The sequence below is a fragment of the Myxococcus sp. MxC21-1 genome (assembly GCF_032612255.1).
In the GTDB taxonomy this organism is placed as follows: Bacteria; Myxococcota; Myxococcia; order Myxococcales; family Myxococcaceae; genus Myxococcus; species Myxococcus virescens.
The window spans coordinates 4,118,998-4,137,298 of sequence record NZ_CP123278.1; the positions used below are offsets into that span (position 1 = coordinate 4,118,998).

General features: G+C 69.0%; 12 protein-coding genes. 5 read left to right on the top strand and 7 right to left on the bottom strand.

Going from position 1 to position 18,301, the window contains the following annotated elements; genetic code table 11:
• Positions 1-448: 448 nt before the first annotated feature.
• From QEG98_RS19000 to QEG98_RS19010, 3 genes are read left to right on the top strand one after another with little or no spacing between them, the layout of a single operon-like run.
• Positions 449-4,972, top strand: coding sequence for a type I polyketide synthase (locus QEG98_RS19000; RefSeq protein ID WP_316567615.1), 4,524 nt, complete (start codon positions 449-451; stop codon positions 4,970-4,972).
• A 55-nt stretch (positions 4,973-5,027) separates the two neighbouring features.
• Positions 5,028-7,589 carry a type I polyketide synthase gene (locus QEG98_RS19005; RefSeq protein WP_316567616.1) on the top strand — a complete coding sequence of 854 codons (2,562 nt, stop codon included), beginning with the start codon at positions 5,028-5,030 and terminating at the stop codon, positions 7,587-7,589.
• Positions 7,570-8,220, top strand: a complete 651-nt coding sequence (locus QEG98_RS19010) for a phosphopantetheine-binding protein (RefSeq protein ID WP_316567617.1) — start codon at positions 7,570-7,572, stop codon at positions 8,218-8,220. The genes QEG98_RS19005 and QEG98_RS19010 overlap by 20 nt, the downstream gene beginning before the upstream one ends.
• 102 nt (positions 8,221-8,322) lie before the next feature.
• On the opposite strand, the gene QEG98_RS19015 is transcribed toward QEG98_RS19010, so the two are convergent.
• Together QEG98_RS19015 and QEG98_RS19020 are read right to left on the bottom strand one after the other, a co-directional pair.
• The gene (locus QEG98_RS19015) at positions 8,323-9,561 is read right to left on the bottom strand and encodes a GNAT family N-acetyltransferase (protein ID WP_316567618.1); all 1,239 of its coding nucleotides are present in this window, start codon (positions 9,559-9,561) and stop codon (positions 8,323-8,325) included.
• A 31-nt stretch (positions 9,562-9,592) separates the two neighbouring features.
• The gene (locus tag QEG98_RS19020; protein WP_090491515.1) at positions 9,593-10,279 is read right to left on the bottom strand and encodes a glutathione S-transferase; all 687 of its coding nucleotides are present in this window, start codon (positions 10,277-10,279) and stop codon (positions 9,593-9,595) included.
• Positions 10,280-10,422: 143 nt separating this feature from the next.
• On the opposite strand from QEG98_RS19020, the gene QEG98_RS19025 reads away from it, so the two are divergent.
• Positions 10,423-12,687, top strand: a complete 2,265-nt coding sequence (locus tag QEG98_RS19025; RefSeq protein ID WP_316567619.1) for a lantibiotic dehydratase — start codon at positions 10,423-10,425, stop codon at positions 12,685-12,687.
• 55 nt (positions 12,688-12,742) lie between these two features.
• Positions 12,743-14,182 carry a hypothetical protein gene (locus QEG98_RS19030; protein WP_316567620.1) on the top strand — a complete coding sequence of 480 codons (1,440 nt, stop codon included), beginning with the start codon at positions 12,743-12,745 and terminating at the stop codon, positions 14,180-14,182.
• Between the two features lie 15 nt (positions 14,183-14,197).
• Here the strand turns inward: QEG98_RS19030 and QEG98_RS19035 are convergent, their stop codons facing one another.
• The 5 genes from QEG98_RS19035 to QEG98_RS19055 form a co-directional block, all read right to left on the bottom strand.
• Positions 14,198-15,064, bottom strand: a complete 867-nt coding sequence (locus tag QEG98_RS19035) for a cupin-like domain-containing protein (protein WP_140862771.1) — start codon at positions 15,062-15,064, stop codon at positions 14,198-14,200.
• Positions 15,065-15,086: 22 nt separating this feature from the next.
• Positions 15,087-15,410, bottom strand: a complete 324-nt coding sequence (locus QEG98_RS19040) for a hypothetical protein (RefSeq protein ID WP_011553645.1) — start codon at positions 15,408-15,410, stop codon at positions 15,087-15,089.
• Positions 15,411-15,435: 25 nt separating this feature from the next.
• A complete protein-coding gene (locus QEG98_RS19045) occupies positions 15,436-16,185 on the bottom strand; it encodes a thioesterase II family protein (protein WP_316567621.1) in 750 nt (249 codons plus the stop codon).
• On the bottom strand, positions 16,182-17,414 hold the full coding sequence (locus QEG98_RS19050) for a glycosyltransferase family 4 protein (RefSeq protein ID WP_316567622.1): 1,233 nt from the start codon (positions 17,412-17,414) through the stop codon (positions 16,182-16,184). Before QEG98_RS19050 ends, QEG98_RS19045 begins: the two co-directional genes overlap by 4 nt.
• A 79-nt stretch (positions 17,415-17,493) precedes the next feature.
• A complete protein-coding gene (locus QEG98_RS19055; protein ID WP_316567623.1) occupies positions 17,494-18,291 on the bottom strand; it encodes a phosphopantetheine-binding protein in 798 nt (265 codons plus the stop codon).
• Between the last annotated feature and the right edge of the window lie 10 nt (positions 18,292-18,301).

Consider the following 18,301-nt stretch of genomic DNA (forward strand, 5'->3'; position numbering starts at 1 on the left):
CATTCCGGAGCACGCCGGGGCCCTGGCGCGCAAAACAGCAAGCAACGAAGCAGGCCCCCCAGCGACTCAAGTAAAGCAGCTTTCAAGTCGAAAGTCGCTACAGCATGAAAAACTTATAAGGCACGCCAAGTTACTTTTTCTTGGTAAATTGACTAGGCTGTTATCGCTGGATTACGACTGAGGTTGCCACGGTAGGCAATGTCATACTGGTACCAGGATGAGCTACCTGGACTGTAGTTGCCGTTCTCAGAGAGAGCGGGCGAGCACGCGGCAGGCAGGTGCATGTCGGGCATCCGGTGATTGGGATGCTGGCGTCCCCTGACGTGAGTCCGTCCAGTCCTTCAGTTCATCGAAGCGCCGCCGAGTCTCGTCCCAGGGGCGCTCGGAGCAGCAGCTCGAGCGGTTCGAGTTCCATCCGCCGCGCGCAAGGAAGCAGGGGTAGACAAACATGGGTCGTCACACCCGGTATGAGGGGGACGCGAGTCTCGCGGTAGCCATCGTCGGCATGGCCGCCCGCGTGCCCGGTGCCGAAGACGTGGAGGCCTTCTGGCGCCTGCTGCGTGAGGGCAGGGAGGTCATCACCTTCTTCACCAACGAAGCGATGAAGGCGTTGGGCGTGGAGCCCGGCTGGCTGGCCAATCCCAACTTCGTTCGCGCAGCCCCTGTCCTGGAGCGACCGGGGCGCTTCGACGCGGCCTTGTTCGGATACGCCCCACGTGAGGCGGAGTTGCTGGACCCGCAGCACCGCATCTTCCTGGAGTGTGCCTGGTCGGCGCTGGAGCACGCTGGCTACGCCCCGGGCCGGTTGACGGTCTCCACCGGCGTCTTCGCGGGCTCCAGCTTGAGCACCTATCTGCTGTTCAATCTGCTCTCCCGGGCGGAGTTCCAGCAGGCCGAGGACACGTTCCCGGCCATGGTCGGGAACGACAAAGACTTCCTCGCCACGCGCGTGGCCTATCACTTCAATCTCAAGGGGCCTGCGCTCACCGTGCAGACGGGGTGCTCGACGTCGCTGGTGGCCACGCACCTCGCCTGTCAGTCGCTGCTGGGCTACCAGTGCGACGTGGCGCTGGCGGGCGGCGTGTCCGTGCACATGCCCCAGCGGACGGGCTACCACTCTCAGGACGGCGGCATCACCTCGCCGGACGGGCACTGCCGCGCGTTCGACGCCAAGGGGCAGGGCACGCTCTTCGGCAGCGGCGCGGGCGTGGTGGTGCTCAAGCGCCTGGAGGACGCGCTGAACGATGGTGACACCATCCACGCCGTCATCCGTGGCTCGGCCATCAACAACGACGGCGCCATGAAGGTGGGCTACACCGCCCCCGGGGTCGAGGGACAGTCGGAGGTCATTGCCCGCGCACAGGCCGTGGCGGAGGTGTCCCCGGACTCCATCTCCTACGTGGAGGCGCATGGCACCGCCACGCCGCTGGGAGATCCCGTGGAGGTCCAGGCCCTCACGGAGGCCTTCCGCGCGGGAACGGACAAGCGTGGCTTCTGCGGGCTGGGCTCGGTGAAGACCAATGTGGGCCACCTGGACGCGGCGGCGGGCGTCACCGGCCTGCTGAAGACGGTGCTCTCGCTGGAGCATGGCGAGCTGCCTCCCAGCCTTCACTACGAGAAGCCCAACCCACGCATCGACTTCGAGAGCAGCCCCTTCTACGTCAACGCCGCGCTCAAGCCGTGGCCGGAGGGGGACACGCCTCGGCGCGCGGGGGTGAGCTCGTTCGGGATTGGTGGCACCAACGCGCACGTCATCCTGGAGGAGGCGCCTGTCACCCTCCCGGGGGATGCGGCGCGCACTTGGCAGCTCCTGGTGCTGTCCGCGAAGACATCCTCGGCGCTGGAGTCCCAGACGGCCGCGCTGCTGGCGCACTTGCAGGCCCACCCGGAGCAGCCGCTCGCGGACGTGGCCTGGACGCTTCAGGTCGGGCGCAAGCCCATGGAGCTGCGCCGCGTGGTGGTGTGTGAGGACCGGGCGAGTGCCGTGGCGGCGCTGGAGTCCAAGGACCCGCAGCGCATGTTTACCCTGGCCCCGGGCAACAGCACGCCGTCGGCTGTCTTCATGTTCCCCGGCGGAGGCGCGCAGTACCCGGACATGGGCCGTGGCCTCTACGGCTCCGAGAAGGTGTTCCGCGAGGCCGTGGACCGCTGCTGTGAACTCCTGCTGCCCCGGCTGGGCTTTGACTTGCGGCCCGTCATGTACCCGGACGCGGCGAATGCCGCGGATGCCGTGCAGCGCCTCAAGCGCACCTCGCTGGCGCTGCCTGCGCTCTTCACCGTGGAATACGCGCTGGCGCAGCTGTGGCAATCCTGGGGCGTGAAGCCCGAGGCGCTCATCGGCCACAGCCTGGGCGAGTACGCCGCGGCCTGCCTCGCGGGCATCTTCTCCTTGGAGGACGCACTGGCGCTGGTGGTGCTGCGCGGCAAGCTCTTCGAAGAACTGCCCGGTGGCGGCATGCTCAGTGTCCCGTTGCCCGAGGCGGAGCTTCGCCCGTTGCTGGGGGATTCGCTGTCCATTGCCGCGATGAACGGACCCGCGCAGTGCGCGGTCGCCGGGACGGTGGAGGCCGTCGAAGCGCTGGCCGCCGAGCTGACCCGGCGCGAGGTGGAGTTCCGTCACATCCCCATCGACGTGGCGGCGCACTCGCACCTGGTGGAGCCCATCCTCGCGCGCTTCGAGTCCTTCGTGGGGACCCTGATGCGCAATGCGCCCACGTTGCCCATTGTCTCCAACGTCACCGGCACGTGGATGACGCCCGAGGACGCGGTGGACCCGGCTTACTGGACGCGGCATCTGCGGCAGACGGTGCGCTTTGGTGACGGCATCCGCACGCTGGCCGCGCAGCCTGGCCGCGTCTACCTGGAGGTCGGTCCAGGCCGCACGCTGGGGACACTGGCGCGCCTGCAGCTCAATGGGCCCAAGGCCCCCTCGGTACTCTCCTCGCTGCGTCACCCCCAGGACCCGGTGCCGGATGATGCGTTTCTCACCACCACCGTCGGCCGGCTCTGGGCGGCGGGCATGGAGGTGGACTGGAGCGCGGTACATGGCGGCGCTCGGCGTCTGCGTGTGCCGCTCCCGACCTATCCCTTCGAGGGCCAGGATTACTGGCTGGCGCCGGAGGTGTCCTCCTCGCGTCGCAGGGGCGTCGCGCGCAAGAGCGCGGACGTGGCCGGCTGGTTCTATCTGCCCTCGTGGCAGCGTGCGCCGTTGATGCCCAAGGCAGGGCCCGTGACGCCGCGCGGATGGGTCGTCTACCAGGATGCGGGGGGCCTGGGGGCGGCCCTGGCGGAGCGGTTGGAGCGTCTGGGCCACGGTGTCATTCGCGTGACGCCCGGCCCCGGTTTCCGTCAGGTGACGGAGCACGCGTTCACCGTGGATGGGCGAGCGCGTGAGGACCACGCCCAGTTGCTGGCTGCGTTGAAGGCTCGGAACTTCAACGTGGAGCGCGTGGTGTACCTCTGGAGCCTCGATGTGTCCGGGGCGGACTTCGACGAGGCCCAGGCGCGCGGTTTCTTTGGCGTGCTGCGGCTGGCACAGGCCCTGTCCGGAGCGGAGTTGCCCGGGCCCGTGGAGTTGACGGTGGTGGGCCGCGAAGCGCTGGAGGTGGAGAGCGCCGATGCGGTGGCTCCTGAGCGCGCCACGCTGCCGGCGCTGTGCAAGGTGATTCCGCAGGAGTTGGACACCGTGGCGTGCCGCTACGTGGACGTCCGCACGCCATCGGTGGATGCATTGGTGCGGGAGGTGACGTCGGATGTCCCGGAGCCGGTGGTGGCCTGGCGCGGCCCTCATCGGCAGGTGCAGGCGTACGAGCCGCTGCGCATCGAAGCCGACACGCCGGCGTCCTGGCCCCTCAAGCAGCGCGGCGTCTACGTCATCACGGGCGGCCTGGGCGGCGTGGGCCTGCGGATGGCGGATTATCTGGCGCGCACCAGGCAGGCGCGGCTGGTCCTGGTGGGGCGCTCCGGCGTGGAGCAGGACGCGGATGGCCGCCGTCAACGTGCGGTGCGAGCGCTGGAGGCCGCGGGAGCGGAGGTGCTGGTGGCTCGCGCGGATGTGGCGGATGAGGCGCAGTTGCGCGCGGTCCTGGCGGAGGTGGATTCTCGCTTTGGCGCGCTGGATGGAGTCATCCACGCCGCGGGGCTCGCGGGCGACGGCGCGGTATCGTTGCTTGGAACCATGGAGCCGACGACGTGCGCGCCGCACTTCCGGGCGAAGGTGCATGGCACCTATGCACTGGACCGGGCGCTGGCGGGCCGCCCGTTGGATTTCGTGCTGCTGGTGTCGTCCAACGCCACGGTGCTGGGCGGCCTGGGATTGGGGGCCTACGCGGCGGCCAATGCCTTCCTGGATGCATTCGCGGCGGCGCGCTCGCGGACCGGGGGCACGCGGTGGCTGAGCACCAACTGGGATGGGTGGCCAGCGGATGCCGCCGAGGGGGCGAAGGCGGTCCAGACCAGCATCGACCAGTTCGCCATGACGCCTGACGAGGCCGCGGAGGCCTTCCGCCGGGTGGTGGAGGCGCCTCTGGAAGGACAGGTGTTGGTGTCCACGGGCAACCTGGACGCGCGCGTGGCTCAGTGGGTACGGCGCGAGGGCGCGGGCGCGAAGAAGGACGCGGGGGGCACGTTGCACTCACGTCCCGCGCTGGGCACTGAGTATGTGGCGCCCACCGATGAGGTGGAGCGCGCGCTCGTGCGTGTGTGGCAGGAGCAGCTGGGACTGGAGCAGTTGGGCATTCACGACAACTTCTTCGACCTGGGAGGGAATTCACTCCTGTGGCTGAAGATCGTCGGGCGGATGAAGCGGGAGCTGGGGCGGGACGTGCCCCTCACCAGCGTCTTCGAGGCCCCCACCGTGGCCACCCTGGCGAAGAAGCTGGGACAGGGACCGGCCCCAGCGGAGACCGCCGCCTTCGAGTCCAGCCAGAGCCGTGGGGCTCAGCGCAGAGAGCGGCGCAGCCGTCGCGAGTAGGGCGCGTGCCCGCGCTGAAGCCCCCTTCGACCTACGAGAACCTGGAGACGACATCTTGGACAGCAAGCTCCCGCAGGAGTTCGACGACGCCGACGTCGCCATCATCGGAATGGCCGGGCGCTTTCCCGGCGCTCGGGATGTGGACACGCTCTGGGCCAATCTCCGCGAGGGAGTGGAGTCCATCCGCTTCTTCTCCAAGGAGGAGGCCCGCGCGGCAGGTGTGCCAGACGAGCGGCTGGAGGACCCGTCCTTCGTGCGGGCCGCGGCCATCCTTCCGGAGCCGGAGTCGTTCGACGCGGCCTTCTTCGAGATGCCGCCACGCGAGGCGGAAATCACGGACCCCCAGCACCGTGTCTTCCTGGAGGCGTGCTGGGAAGCGCTCGAGCACGCTGGCTACTCACCGCGTGACTACGTCGGCGCCATCTCCGTGTTCGGCGGGGCCACGCTCAACACGTACCTGTTGATGAACCTGGCGCGGAACCCACGCGTGCTGGAGTCCTTCGAGCCGGTGCAGGTGAACATCGGCAACGGGGGCGACTTCCTGGCCACCCGCGTTTCGTACAAGCTCAACCTGAGGGGTGCCAGCCACACCGTGCAGAGCGCGTGCTCCACCTCGCTGGTGGCGGTGCACCAGGCTTGCCAGAGCCTGCTCAATGGTGAGTGCGACATGGCGCTCGCGGGCGGTGCGTCTGTCAACGTGGGGTTCTTCAACGGGTACCGGCACGCGGAGGGCGGCATGGCCTCGCCGGATGGCCACTGCCGGCCCTTCGATGCGAAGGCGCAGGGCACGCTCTTTGGCAGCGGCGTGGGCGTGGTGCTGCTGAAGAAGCTGCGAGCCGCGGTGCGGGACGGTGACGCCATCCACGCCGTCATCAAGGGCACGGCCACCAACAATGACGGTGCGCTGAAGGCGGGCTTCACCGCGCCCAGCGTGGATGGTCAGGCTCAGGTGGTGGCGGAGGCGCTCGCGGCGTCGGCCCTGGAGGCGGATGACATCAGCTACGTGGAGGCCCATGGCACCGCCACGCCGCTGGGCGACCCCATCGAGGTGCAGGCGCTCACCAAGGCCTTCCGTGCCACCACCCAGCGGCGGCGCTTCTGCGCGCTAGGCTCGGTGAAGGGCAACCTGGGCCACCTGGACGCGGCGGCGGGAGTCACGGGCCTGATGAAGACGGTGATGGCGCTGAAGCATGGCGAGCTGCCGCCCAGTCTTCACTACGAGCGGCCCAACCCAGCCATCGACTTCGACAGCAGCCCGTTCTACGTCAACGCCACGCTCAAGTCCTGGCCCGCGGGGGACTCGCCGCGGCGCGCGGGCGTGAGCTCCTTCGGCGTGGGTGGCACCAACGCGCACGTGGTGCTGGAGGAGGCTCCCCGGTTGCCCGCGAGCGCACCCTCGCGACGTGCATGGCACCTGTTGCCGCTGTCGGCCCGGACGCCCTCGGCGTTGGAGTCGGTCACGACGCGACTGGTGGAATCATTGAAGAACCAAGGGGGTGTGAATCTGGCGGACGTGGCCTGGACACTCCAGGCCGGACGCCAACGTTTCCTGCACCGTCGCTTCGTGTTGGCGCGCAGCACGGAGGATGCGGTTGACGCGCTGTCGCAGCCACAAAGCCCTCGCGTGTTCACGGAGGCGCAGGACGCGGTGGAGCGGTCCGTGGCGTTCCTCTTCCCGGGCCAGGGCTCGCAGCACGTGGACATGGGGCGAGCGCTTTACGAGGCAGAGCCCGTCTTCCGCGCCGAGGTGGACCGCTGCGCGGAGTTGCTGAAGCCCCACCTGGACGGACTGGACCTGAGGACGGTGCTGTACCCTCAGCCCGAGGCCGCCGAAGTCAGCGGGAGGAAGCTGGCGCAGACGGCGCTCACGCAGCCCGCGCTCTTTACGCTGGAGTACGCTACCGCGCGCCTGTGGATGTCCTGGGGCGTGATGCCGCAGTCGATGCTGGGACACAGCATCGGCGAATACGTGGCGGCGTGCCTCGCGGGGGTCTTCTCGCTGGAGCATGCGCTGAGACTGGTGGCCGCGCGTGGCCGGCTCATGCAGGGGCTTCCTTCCGGCGCGATGCTGGCGGTGCCCCTGTCCGAGGACGAGGTTCAGCCGTACCTGCGCGCAGGCGGAGCCGAGCTGAGCCTGGCGGCCGTCAATGGCCCCATGCAGTGCGTGCTGTCGGGGACGCACCCTGCTGTCGAAGCGGTGCGAAAGCAGCTCCAGGAGGCGGGGATTCAGTGCCAGCCGCTGGTGACGTCGCATGCCTTCCACTCGTCGATGATGGACTCCATCCTCGACGCGTTCGCCGCGCAGGTGGCCACGGTGCCGCTGGCGGCGCCCACGCTTCCATTCGTCTCCAACGTCACCGGTACCTGGGTGACGGCTGAGCAGGCGACGAGCCCTCGTTACTGGGCCGAGCACCTGCGCGGGACGGTGCGCTTCGCGGACGGCTTGCACGCGCTCCTCACCGACGCCAAGCGCGTCTTGCTGGAGGCAGGCCCGGGCCGGTGCTGGGGAAGCTGGCGAAGCGTCACCCCGCCTTCACAGCCCCGCACACGGTGCTGGCTTCCATGCCTCCCCCAAGGACGACGGGGCCACCGCCGGCATGGCGCCGCTGGCCTATGAGACGCTCGGCCGGCTGTGGCAAGCGGGCGTCCGTGTGGACTGGAAGGGGTTCCATGGCGCGGAGGTTCGCTACCGGGTGCCGCTCCCCACCTATCCCTTCGAGCGCCAGCGCTTCTGGATCGAGCCCGCCGCCGTCGAGGGCGCGCCTCGGGTCACGATTGCATCCCGGCCCATGGCGGCGGCGCCGGACGACACGCATCAGGCATCGCAGGTGGAACCGGGGGGCGAAGCTGTCAGTGCTCGCCCGTATCAGCCGCGCCCGCAGCTTCGCAGCGCGTATGTCATGCCGGGCACGCCACTCCAGCGGTCGCTGGTGGAGCTGTGGCAGGAGATGCTGGGCGTGGCGCCCATCGGCATCCAGGACAACTTCTTCGAACTCGGCGGCGACTCGCTCATCGCCGTGCAGCTCAGTGGCCGCATCAAGAAGCAGTTGGGCTTGGACCTGCCTGCATCGAGCCTCTACGAAGGCGTCACCGTGGAAGCCCTGGCAGCGCTGCTGAAGCCGGCGGAAGCGGAGGGGCAGGAGCGCCGTGAAGAGGCGCCAGCGGCGGATGCTTCGCTTCAGCGTCGCAAGCAGACCCTGGCGCGGCAGCGCAACCTTCGTCGCTTCGACGACGATGATGATGCGTGACCGCTCCACCACTTGCTGAGATGGACGGCTCGCATGAAGGGGCCGTCCCTCGTGGGCATCGTTTGGGGCGGGGGGCGATGAGGAGGTCCCCACCTCGAAGTTTCAGGGTGTCTTGCGAATGCGAGCGTTCTGGGTGCCGCTAGCAGCCATGGCCATTGCCACGCGGGAGTAGGCAGACACGTAAGGCTGAAGCACCGTGCGTGACCAGCGCCCCGGAATCCACAGGTAGCTGTACAGCCCGTGCCTGCGCGCGCCACGGCGCCGCTTCGTCTCGTACCCGCTGGCGCCCAGCCAGAGTTTCTTGACGCCGAGCTCATAGGCCCGGCGCAGGGGCTCGTAGAAGGCGAGGTTGAAGTACAGCGGCGTCTCGGATGCCCCGGCCTCGGCGCGGCCGACCCGGTAGAACCACATCTCATCGTTCTTGTGGAGCAGCAGGGAGAATCCGATGGGGTCGCCGTTCTGGTAGGCGACCACGGCCTCGGCCTCGGGCGAGACGTGCTGGTCGAGCGCTGCCCAGAACGTGGACGGATGGCGGAGGTGCTCGCTGCCGTACTTGGAGTAGGTCACCTCGTAGAACCGCTCCAGTTGCTCCGCCATCTCGCCCATCCGGGAGACGCGCTCGAAGCGAACGCCCGCATCCCGAGCGTGAGCCATTTCCTTCTTGAGCACCCGCCGGACGTCGCTCTTGAACTGCCCCAGGTAGGCGTCGAAGTTGTCCCCCGGGACATCCATGACGTTGTCGTCGTAGATGAAGATCTCCTGGAACGTCGCCGAGGTGAGCGCCTCTCTCAGCGTCGTGTCATCCCGTTCCACGCCGTAGAAGTAGAGCGGCAGCCGCTCGCTGGTGGCGAGCTCCCGGAGCCCTTGGAGGATGAGCTCCCGAGCCTGCTTCGCGACGTCCACGGACTGCGCGGCACAGTGGATGCTGCTCCGCATGCTGAGCGGGCTGGTGACGAAGACGCCGCCATCGAAGCCTGCTCCCGTGCGCCAGGCCACGTTGCGGTAGAGGTCCGCCGCAGCGATGGCCACCCGACTCCAGGCCGGCCCGTTGGCGAAGCCTTTCTTCCAACTGGTGAAGAGGAAATGCTCCAGCGAGTAGGGCGTGTAGATGGTCTTGCTGCGGGTGATGAAACACGGGCACAGCGCGACGGGAGTGCCCTGCTGATACGCAATGGCATATCGCAGGGACAGCTCCCCCCGAGCCATGGCGGACAGGTCGACCGCGTCCAGCATGCGGAACCAGCGCCGGCCGAAGAAGACGCTCGACTCGGAGGTGAGGGCATCCAGCTCCGCGTCGCTCAGGTGGCTGACGGAGTCGTGGAATTTCAGGGTAAGCGTCATGGCCGGGTGGCTTCGTCGGGCGCGGATCCGCTCAGCCGTTGAGGAGCTGGACGGCGGGGTGCCGCTTGGGGCTGGCGAGGTGCCGCGCGAGGTTGGGGCGCTGCTTCATGCGCTCGAAGAACCCGAACAGCCCAGGGTAGGTGCTCTCCAGAAGATCCTGGAGGCCGTTGTCCACGAGCAGCTCCAGGAAGCCGAAGACGCTGGTGTCCGCCACCGTCACGGAGGGGCCGACGAAGAAGCCGTCACCGCTGCCGTTGCTCTTCAGCAGCCGCTCGAAGTGCCCGAGCCACTGTGGCAGTTCCTCGCCCAGGATGATGGGGAGCTGCTCGGAGAGCTGCTCCGGCGTGAGCGAGGTCAGGCTGCGCGCACGCGCCGTCACTTCCTCCACGCCGTCGATGATCATGTCGCAGGCGGCGGTCTCCCGCGCGTCCTTCCCATAGAGGCCGCGGGTGCGCGCGACGTGGCGCATGATGGCCAGGCTCTGCACCACGCGGAAGCCGTCCGGCTCCTCCCACAGCGGCACCTTGTCGAAGGCCAGCATGCCAGCCGCCTTGATGGCCTCGAAGGCCGGTGTCTTCACCTTGGCCTGCACGTCATACGTGCCCAGGTCGATGTCCTCGTACTCCGTTCCGGACTCGGCGAGCAGCAGGCGGATCTTCTCAGCGACGCCTCGACCCGTGAAATACGACAGGCGCGGCAATGATGATTGAGCGTTCATACAGGGTTCGTGGTTGGAAGGGAGAGGCTCTATACTAGAGTAAACGTATTATTCGGAAGGGGCAGACTTCCTTGACTGGTGTATCCGAGCCTCTGGATTCCGCGAAGCCCGACGCACCCGCGCTCGTCTCCCTTGCTCCAGGAATGGCCCTGTGGCCTTGGGCCGCGCTGCGTGGCGCCGGCTTTCCCGCTCAGGATGCGCTCCGCCTCGCGGCTCCGACAGCGGCCTCCGCCGCCGATACATGGCTTGCGTCAGGACTTGAGACACCTGGTGACGCACTGCGCACCGCGTTCGACTCGGACCTGCTGGGTATCAGCGCGGCGCTGCGCTCGCTCGCGGGGGAGTCCCACCTGCGCGAGGCCCTCCTGTGGCAGAACCGCCATGCCTACAAGACGGGCGTGGAGCCGCTGGCGGCCCTTCCCGCCACCGCTCGGAACAGCAAGGCCCGGCAGCGTGAGCGGCTGGTGGCCTCCTACGTCCAGCGCTACAGCACCAAGAACGACACCATTGGCTTCTTTGGTCCCGTGGGTTGGGCTCGGCTCTCGCCGTCGAATGAAGGGCTGCGCTGGACGCCCGGACAGCGGCTCGTCTCACGGCGCGCGGTCTATTTCGAGACGTGGTGCCTGGATGCGCTCAGCGCCGCCCTGGCGCGCGACGCGTCCCTGCGTCACTGGGCACCGCCCCGGCTGTTGCCTTACTTCCGGCTGGAGGGGCACGTGCTTCACGGCCCCATGCCGACGCCGGTGGAGCTGAGCCCGGAGCAGGCGCTGCTGCTGTCTCGGTGTGATGGCTCGGCCAGCGCCGCGAGCATCGCGCGGGAGCTCACGGCCGGTGATTCGCCTGCCTTTGCCTCGCAGGATGAAATCTTCACGGCGCTCGAACAGGCGGTGGGTTTCGGTGTCCTGGTCTGGGGCTGGGAGGTGCCGCTCGTCATCCGGCCCGAGGTGGTGCTGCGCGGTGCGTTGATGGCCATTGAGGATGCAGACGCGCGGGCCCGTGCGCTGGCGCCGCTGGAGCGTCTGGAGCGCGCGCGGGCCGGCGTCGAAGCCGCGGCGGGGACGCCCACGGCGCTGGATGCCGCGGTCGCGGACCTGGAGGCTGTGTTTCAGGAGGTGACAGGGGCGCCGCCGACGCGCGCGGCGGGCCAGACGTATGCTTCGCGGACGCTCATCTACGAGGACTGTGCGCGGGACGGCGATTTGGTGCTGGGCGCTCCGGTGATTGGTCGGCTCGGAGCCGTGCTGGAGCTGGTGCTGACCGGAGCGCGGTGGCTGGTAGGGGAGGTGACACGGGGTACGCGCGCGGGCCTGGATGCGCTCTTCGACCGGTTGTCCGAAGGCGGCGCACCTGTGTCGCTCACCGCGCTCCAGCTCGCCTTCGTCCAGGGACTCAAGGACCCGGCCTCGGAAGCGGAGCTGATGCCCGTGGCCAAGGCCGTCGCCGAGCATCGCCGGCGCTGGCGTGAGCTCTTTGCCCTGGAGCCGGAGGTCCGTCGCCAGACGCGCACCGTCGATTCGCTCCGGCCCCGCGTGCTCGAGGCCTTCGGCGAGGCGAGCCCGGCGTGGCGAAGCCGCTGGCACGCCTCACCCGACGTGATGATTGACGCGGCCAGCGAGGAGGCCGTTCGCGCCGGGGACTACCAGTTGGTGCTCGGCGAACTGCATTTGTGCAACAGCATCTCCTCACTCTTCGTGGAACAGCACCCAGCGCCCGAGGAGCTCTTCGCGCTCGCGGAGCGGTGTGCCACCGGGGCCGACGTGGTGCCCGTGTTCCCGAAGTCCGAGTGGAGCCAGCGGACGCTGCCGTGCCTCTTCCCGCGAGACAGCCTCTACTACCTCTCCGGACAGGAGCCGCCGCCCCAGCCGGGCGCTCGCGCGCTCCGCGTGGGGGAGATGGTGGTGGAGCGGCGTGACGGCACGCTGGAGGTCCTCGACCGCGTGAGCGGGCGCCGCTTCGGCCTGATGGAGTTCATGGCCGTGTTCTTGGAACAGCGCTGCGCCAGCATCTTCGACCTGGCGCTGGCCGATGACTACTCGCCTCGGGTGACAGTGGATGGCGTGGTCGTCGCCCGTGAGCGCTGGAGCGCGCCTGCTTCCGAGCTAGGCTTCGCCGGACTCTCGGACCCGATGGCGCAATGGCTGGAGGCCCGGCGTTGGCAGCAGGGACTGGGCATTCCGCGCTTCGCGTTCTTCAAGGTGGCGACGGAGCGCAAGCCGTGCTTCGTGGACTTCGACAGCCCCTTGCTGGTGGAGATGATGGCGAAGCTGGTGCGGCGCACGGCGGAGGAGTCGCCGGCTTCACGCGTCCAGTTCTCGGAGATGCTGCCGGACCCCGAACACCTCTGGCTCACCGACGCGGCTCAGCGCCGCTACACGAGCGAGCTGCGGCTGGTCTGCGAGATGTCGTGAGCAGCCCGCGGCCTTTCAACGGTTTCACCCCTGTTCATGAAGGAGCCGTACGCCCATGAGCGTGCCCGAGCCGATTCCCGGCGGACAATTTCCTCCAGAAGTCAAAGCGCTGCACGGCCAGCTTTCCCCTGCCGCCGCTGCGTTCCTGGAGTTCACAGAGCGCGTCCCCGAGGCCCTTTCGCGCCACAAGTTCAAGCCGCACGAGGCGTCGCCGTTCATCACCTATGAGCTGCATGCGTGGCCTACCTTCGTGGAGGGCCCGGTTGCACGACAGATGCGGGAGGTCGCCCCGGCGCTCTGCCGGCTCATCAAGCGGGCCCCCCGGCGCCTGCTGGGAGCTACGGATCGCGCGGCGGCGTTCTACGGGCTGCCGCATGATCGGGCGCACGCGGCGCTCGAGGCCCTGGCGCGGACGGATGACGCCCGCGGAGCCATTGGCCGTGGTGACTTCATCCATGACGGCACGGCCTTCAAGTGCGTGGAGTTCAACCTGACCGCGGGTGTCGGGGGCTGGGAGACGGCCATCCACGTCCAACAGGTGCTGGCGCAGCCCGCGATGCAGCGCTTCGCCATGGAGCAGCGGCTGCGCGTCCGTCAGCCGCGGACGCTGCGCGACTTCTTCTCCAACGTTGTCGACACCGTGCGGCGTGACATCGACTGGGAAGGGGAGTGCAACATCGGCATCCTCTTCTCCCCGAGCACCTTGCCGGAAGCAGGCCCGGCGGAGCAGGTGAGCCGGTTCTTCACCGCCCAGCTCCAGGAACTCCTCCAGCCCGAAGGTGCGCGCGGCGAGGTTCTCCTGGCCGCCTATGGCTCGGTGGAATCCGAGCCCGGCGTCCACCTCACGCTCCGGGGCAAGCGGCTGCACGCCGTTGTGGAGTACGACGCGCGAGACAGGGAGGCGATGGCGGGAGCGACCTACGTCGCGCAGGCTCAGGCCGCGTTCGATGCCCGGACGGTCAGCCTCCTCAACGGCCCGGCGCAGGATGTGCTCGACGACAAGCGCAACCTCGCGCTGCTCTGGGAGCACGTGACGTCGCCCGCGCTGTCCGAGGCGGAACAGGAGTTGGTGCGCCGGAACGTGCCCTGGTCATGCCGGGTGGAACGGACGCACGTCGAGCGGGACGGGGCGCGGTACCTGGTTCAGGAGCTGCTGGCCTCGCAACGCGAGTCCCTGGTCCTCAAGCCGGGCCGGGACTACGGCGGCGAGTCCGTTCTGGTGGGTGGGACGACCTCCGCCGCAGACTGGGACACCGCAGTGCGCAAGGCGCTCGACGTGGGCGGCTGGGTGGTGCAGGAGCGCGTGCACCCGATGCCCCTCCATACGCTGGGCCCGGAAGGCACGGTGGTGCCCCACATCGCCGTCTGGGGGCTCTTCGTGCTCGGAGAGACCTACGGCGGGCACTTCCTCCGCATGTGCCCCATGCGGCGGGGCACCGGCGTGGTGAATGTCGCGCAGGGCGCCATCGTGGGCGCCCTCATCGAACTGGAGTGAGGCCTCGGGGCCGCGTTACTGCTCGCGGTACTCGCGGCCCAGCTTCTGCTGCTTGCGGATGCGGCCCACCGCGCTCAGGGCGATGGAGGGGATGAGCTTCGGGCCCAGCCTGGCCAGCATCGACCAGGTCCACCACCAGTAGTTGGTGGCGATGGCGTCCTCCACCGTGTACACGCGGTGCCACCAGCCGTAGGGCAGGTAGAGAATCTCCCCGGCCTCCAGGACGAAGTCGTAGTCCGGGACGAGGCCGCCGGGGAGCTGGTCCGCCTTGCCGCCGTGGGGCGTCAGGTCGTGGGCGCTCACGACGGACCACGGGTGGCTGAGCTTCGCCGGGCTCAGCTCCGCGTCCCGCTTGGGCGAGTACAACTGCCACTGCTTGCGGCCCACCATGACGGCGTGCAGGTTGTGGGCGCGGTCCAGGTGGAGCTGGGTGAAGGTGCCGCGCGGGCCCATGAAGAAGAGCTGCTCGGTGAGCTTGCGCTGGACGGCGTAGTCGTCGAAGCGGACGTCCTTGTGCAGCTCCGGCAGGGTGCGGAACAGGTCATTGCCGATGAGGTAGCCCGGCGTCTCGCCGCCCTTCGCCTTCAGCGTGTCGACGTACTCCTGCATGCTCATCTTCCGCACGCGGCCCACGCGCTCCACGCCGCCCGTGTCCTTGGCGTTGTATTGCAGCCACTCCACGGGGACGCTCACGTCGCGGTACTTCGTGGCGAAGTAGTCGAAGGTCCACCGCTCGGCCGCGGGCCAGCCCTTCATGGCGTCGGTGAGGATGACGGGTTTGTTGTTCGCTTCGATGCGCTCGTAGAAGGCCCGGCGGTTGTCGAGCGGCATGCGCTCAGGAACCAGGGGTTCTGCGCCCTTATGGGCGGTCGCGGTGCTCATGGCAGCTCTCCCGGGTGGCGCGTCAGGCCGCGCTCTCGCTCTGGCCCTGAGCCTTCTGCAGGCGCTCGAAGTTGTTGTCGATGCCGTGGCGCACGTCCGCCAACATGTGGATTTCGAACTCCTGGAACGCGAAGGACGGCCAGGCGCGCAGCAGCGTCAGCAGCGACTCATGCGAGTCGGCGTTGAGGATACAGAGGCCCATCTTCGGGAGGACGTAGTAGGCACAGTCGAAGGTGCCGTCCTGGAGGCGAGCGCCCACCCAGTCACGGACAGCGCGGTTGAGGGCGATGGGGTCCTGGGGCTGGGGGCCCGAGGTGCGATCCTTGACGTAGACGAGGTACTTCATCGGGAAGGCTCCTTTGAAAATGGGGTCAGCGAGTCGATGCGGGCCGCAGCCTGGTGAGGCTCCGGCGGATGTTCTGCAGCAGGCCGCGCGGCGTCTGTCGCAGGAAGAAGTGGTCCCCCAGGAACGTCTGGGTGGCGAACGGACCGGAGGTGAGCTGGCGCCACGCCTCCGTCGCGTCATCGGGCACGTAGTCGTCGAAGCCGCGGAAGGCGGAGAGTGGGCACGCCAGGACGGGGCCCGGCTTCCACGAGTAGCCCTCACACACGGCGGTGTCCGCCAGCATGGTGGTGCGCATCAACGTCAGCAGCTCTTCCGCCATCTCGCCCGACACGGCGCGTGACTCGCCCAGGCGCCGGGCCTCGGACGCGTCGATGTCATGGGTGGCCGTGGCCGGGGCGTGGGCCTGGAGCGTGTGCGGCGCCCGGTAGCTGGCGACGAAGAGGTGCAGCGGCGCCGGTAGCCCGCGCTCGCGCAGGGCCCGCGTCAGCTCGTATGCGAGCAGCGCGCCCATGCTGTGTCCGAAGAGGGCATAGGGCTTGTCCGTGTGCTTCGCCAGCACGTCCACCAGGGGGCGATGGCGTCCGGCAGCGCGCGCAGGGGCGGCTCGCGAAGGCGGTTCTCCCGGCCGGGGAGCTGCACCGGGCACACCTCGATGTCCTGTCCCAGCTCCGCTTGCGGTGCGGAACAGGGAGGCGCTGCCACCCGCGTGAGGCAGGCAGAACAGCCGCGCCCAGGACGCCGGTGCGGGGACGTGGAAGGCCAACCAATCCGTCATGACCGCACCTCGTGTCGCTGTCCGCCAACGAGCTTCTGGTACACGGCGAGGTTGGCGGCCACCATGCGCGGCAGGCTGAACAGCTCCACCACGCGTTGCTGACCGGCGAGCCCCATGCGCCGCGCCCGCTCACGGTCTTCCAGCAGGTTGAGCTGCGCGGCGGCGAGCGACTCGACGTCCACTTCGCGCGGGCCTCCCGGTGCGCCGGGGAGCACCGGGACGAGCAGGCCCGTCTTCTCGTGGTCCACGATTTCCGACGGGCCTCCGGAGCGCGTCGCCACCAGCGGCAGACCGGAGGCCATGGCCTCGATGGCCGTGTAGCCAAAGGGCTCGTAGAGCGAAGGCACCAGCGCCAGATCCGCGATTCGATGAAGCAGCCCAAGGTGCTGGCGTGGCAGCTTGCCCAGCAGCTTGATGCGGTGGCGCAGGTGCGCGTAGCGCTGGGTCAGCGTCTGCACCATCTGCGTGGACTCACGCGAGTCGGTGCCACCGGCCAGGAGGAAGCGCACGTTGGGGCGCCGTTCGAGCACGCGCTCGGCGGCGGCGAAGATGGCGCTGATGCCCTTCATGGGATGGAGCCGGCCCGTGTAGAGGACGACCGGGTCCTCCGGCGTGGCCACCGTGGCGCGCAGCCGGGCGTAGTCCTCCGGCGCGTGCGAGGGCTGGAGGAAGGGGCCCGCGTCCATGCCGCAGTGGATGGTGTGCAGCAGCGACGCTGGCATCCCATAGGTCTCCCGGATGAGCTCGCTCATGGAGTCACTCACCGAGATGACGTTCGTCGACCCGTCGTAGAAGCTGCGCTCCTCCTCGAGAATCTCCGGGTCGGGCGTCTGTCCCCACCATCGCTCGGCGGGCTCGGAGATGTAGTGGCTGGTCCCCAGCACCGGCACACCGGCCTCGTGGGCCAGCGCTCGCGCGGCACGGTGGGTGTGCCACTGGTGGAAGTGGATGAGGTCTGGCTTCTCCTCGTGGATGAGCTCGCGGCCGCGGTGAATCAGGTCGTCGTTGAAGACGCGGATGCCGCCCACCAGGGAGAGCTTTCCCGCCTGGGAGAGGCTGCCGCGGCTGGGCGGCATCATGTGCACGGTGAGGTTGGGCTCGCGGAGCACGGCGGGCTCGCCGGGCGTGTACGCCAGGACGGTGACCTTGCACCCGCCGCGGGCCAGCCCGCGGGCCAGCTCATAGACATAGGTGCCCACACCGCCGGCCACGTTCGGTGTGTACTCCATGGCCAGGAGGAGCGCCTTCAGGGGTGGGGAGATAGGAGGTGCCATGGGGCTGTCTCTCAAAAGGGGTGTGGGCGCGCGGCTAACGGCTGACCGCGCCCTCCTTGGCGGTGAGCTCGGCCAGCATTTGCAGCAGGGCCTCCACCTCCGGGTCGTCATGGCCGGGGCTTTTGCGCTGCTCGGCCACCAGGGCCGCCAGTCGAGCCACCGTCGGCGCCTCGAACAGCGATTGCAACGGCACCGTGAAGCCGAAGGTGTCTCGCAGCCGTCCCACCACCGTGGTGGCCAGCAAGGAGTGTCCACCGAGCGCGAAGAAGTCGTCGTGGACGCCCACCGGCCGCACGCCCAACACGTCTTCCCAGATGCGCGCCACCACCTGCTGGTCCTCGGTGTCGGGGGCCACGTAGGCCACGGCCATCGCGGGGCGGGAGTAGCCCGCGGCGGGCGCCTCGTCGGGCTCCGCCGCTTCGGGGGCGCGCTCCGCGGACGGCGCGGCGGCCAGGGCGCGGTGCCCGTCGGGGGAGACCCAGTAGCGCTTGCGCTCGAAGGGGTAGGTGGGCAGCCCGACGCGTTGGCGCCGTGCCTCGCCGTTGAAGGCTTCCCAGTCCACATCCACGCCGGACAGCCAGAGCTGTCCCAGCGCGCCGAGCAGCACGGCCGTATCCGCCTGCCGCGTGTCCGGATGACGCAGCGATGTCACCGTGGTGGGCGCCTGCCGGAGCGCGCCAGGCTGGGACGCGAAGGTGGTCAGCGTGCGGCCGGGACCGACCTCCAGGAGCACCTGCGCGGGTTGCAGCTGCGCGAGCCCCGCGGCGAAGCGGACGGGCTGACGCAGGTGGCGGGCCCAGTAGGCCGGGTCCTTCGCCTCGGCGGCCGTCACCCACGTGCCG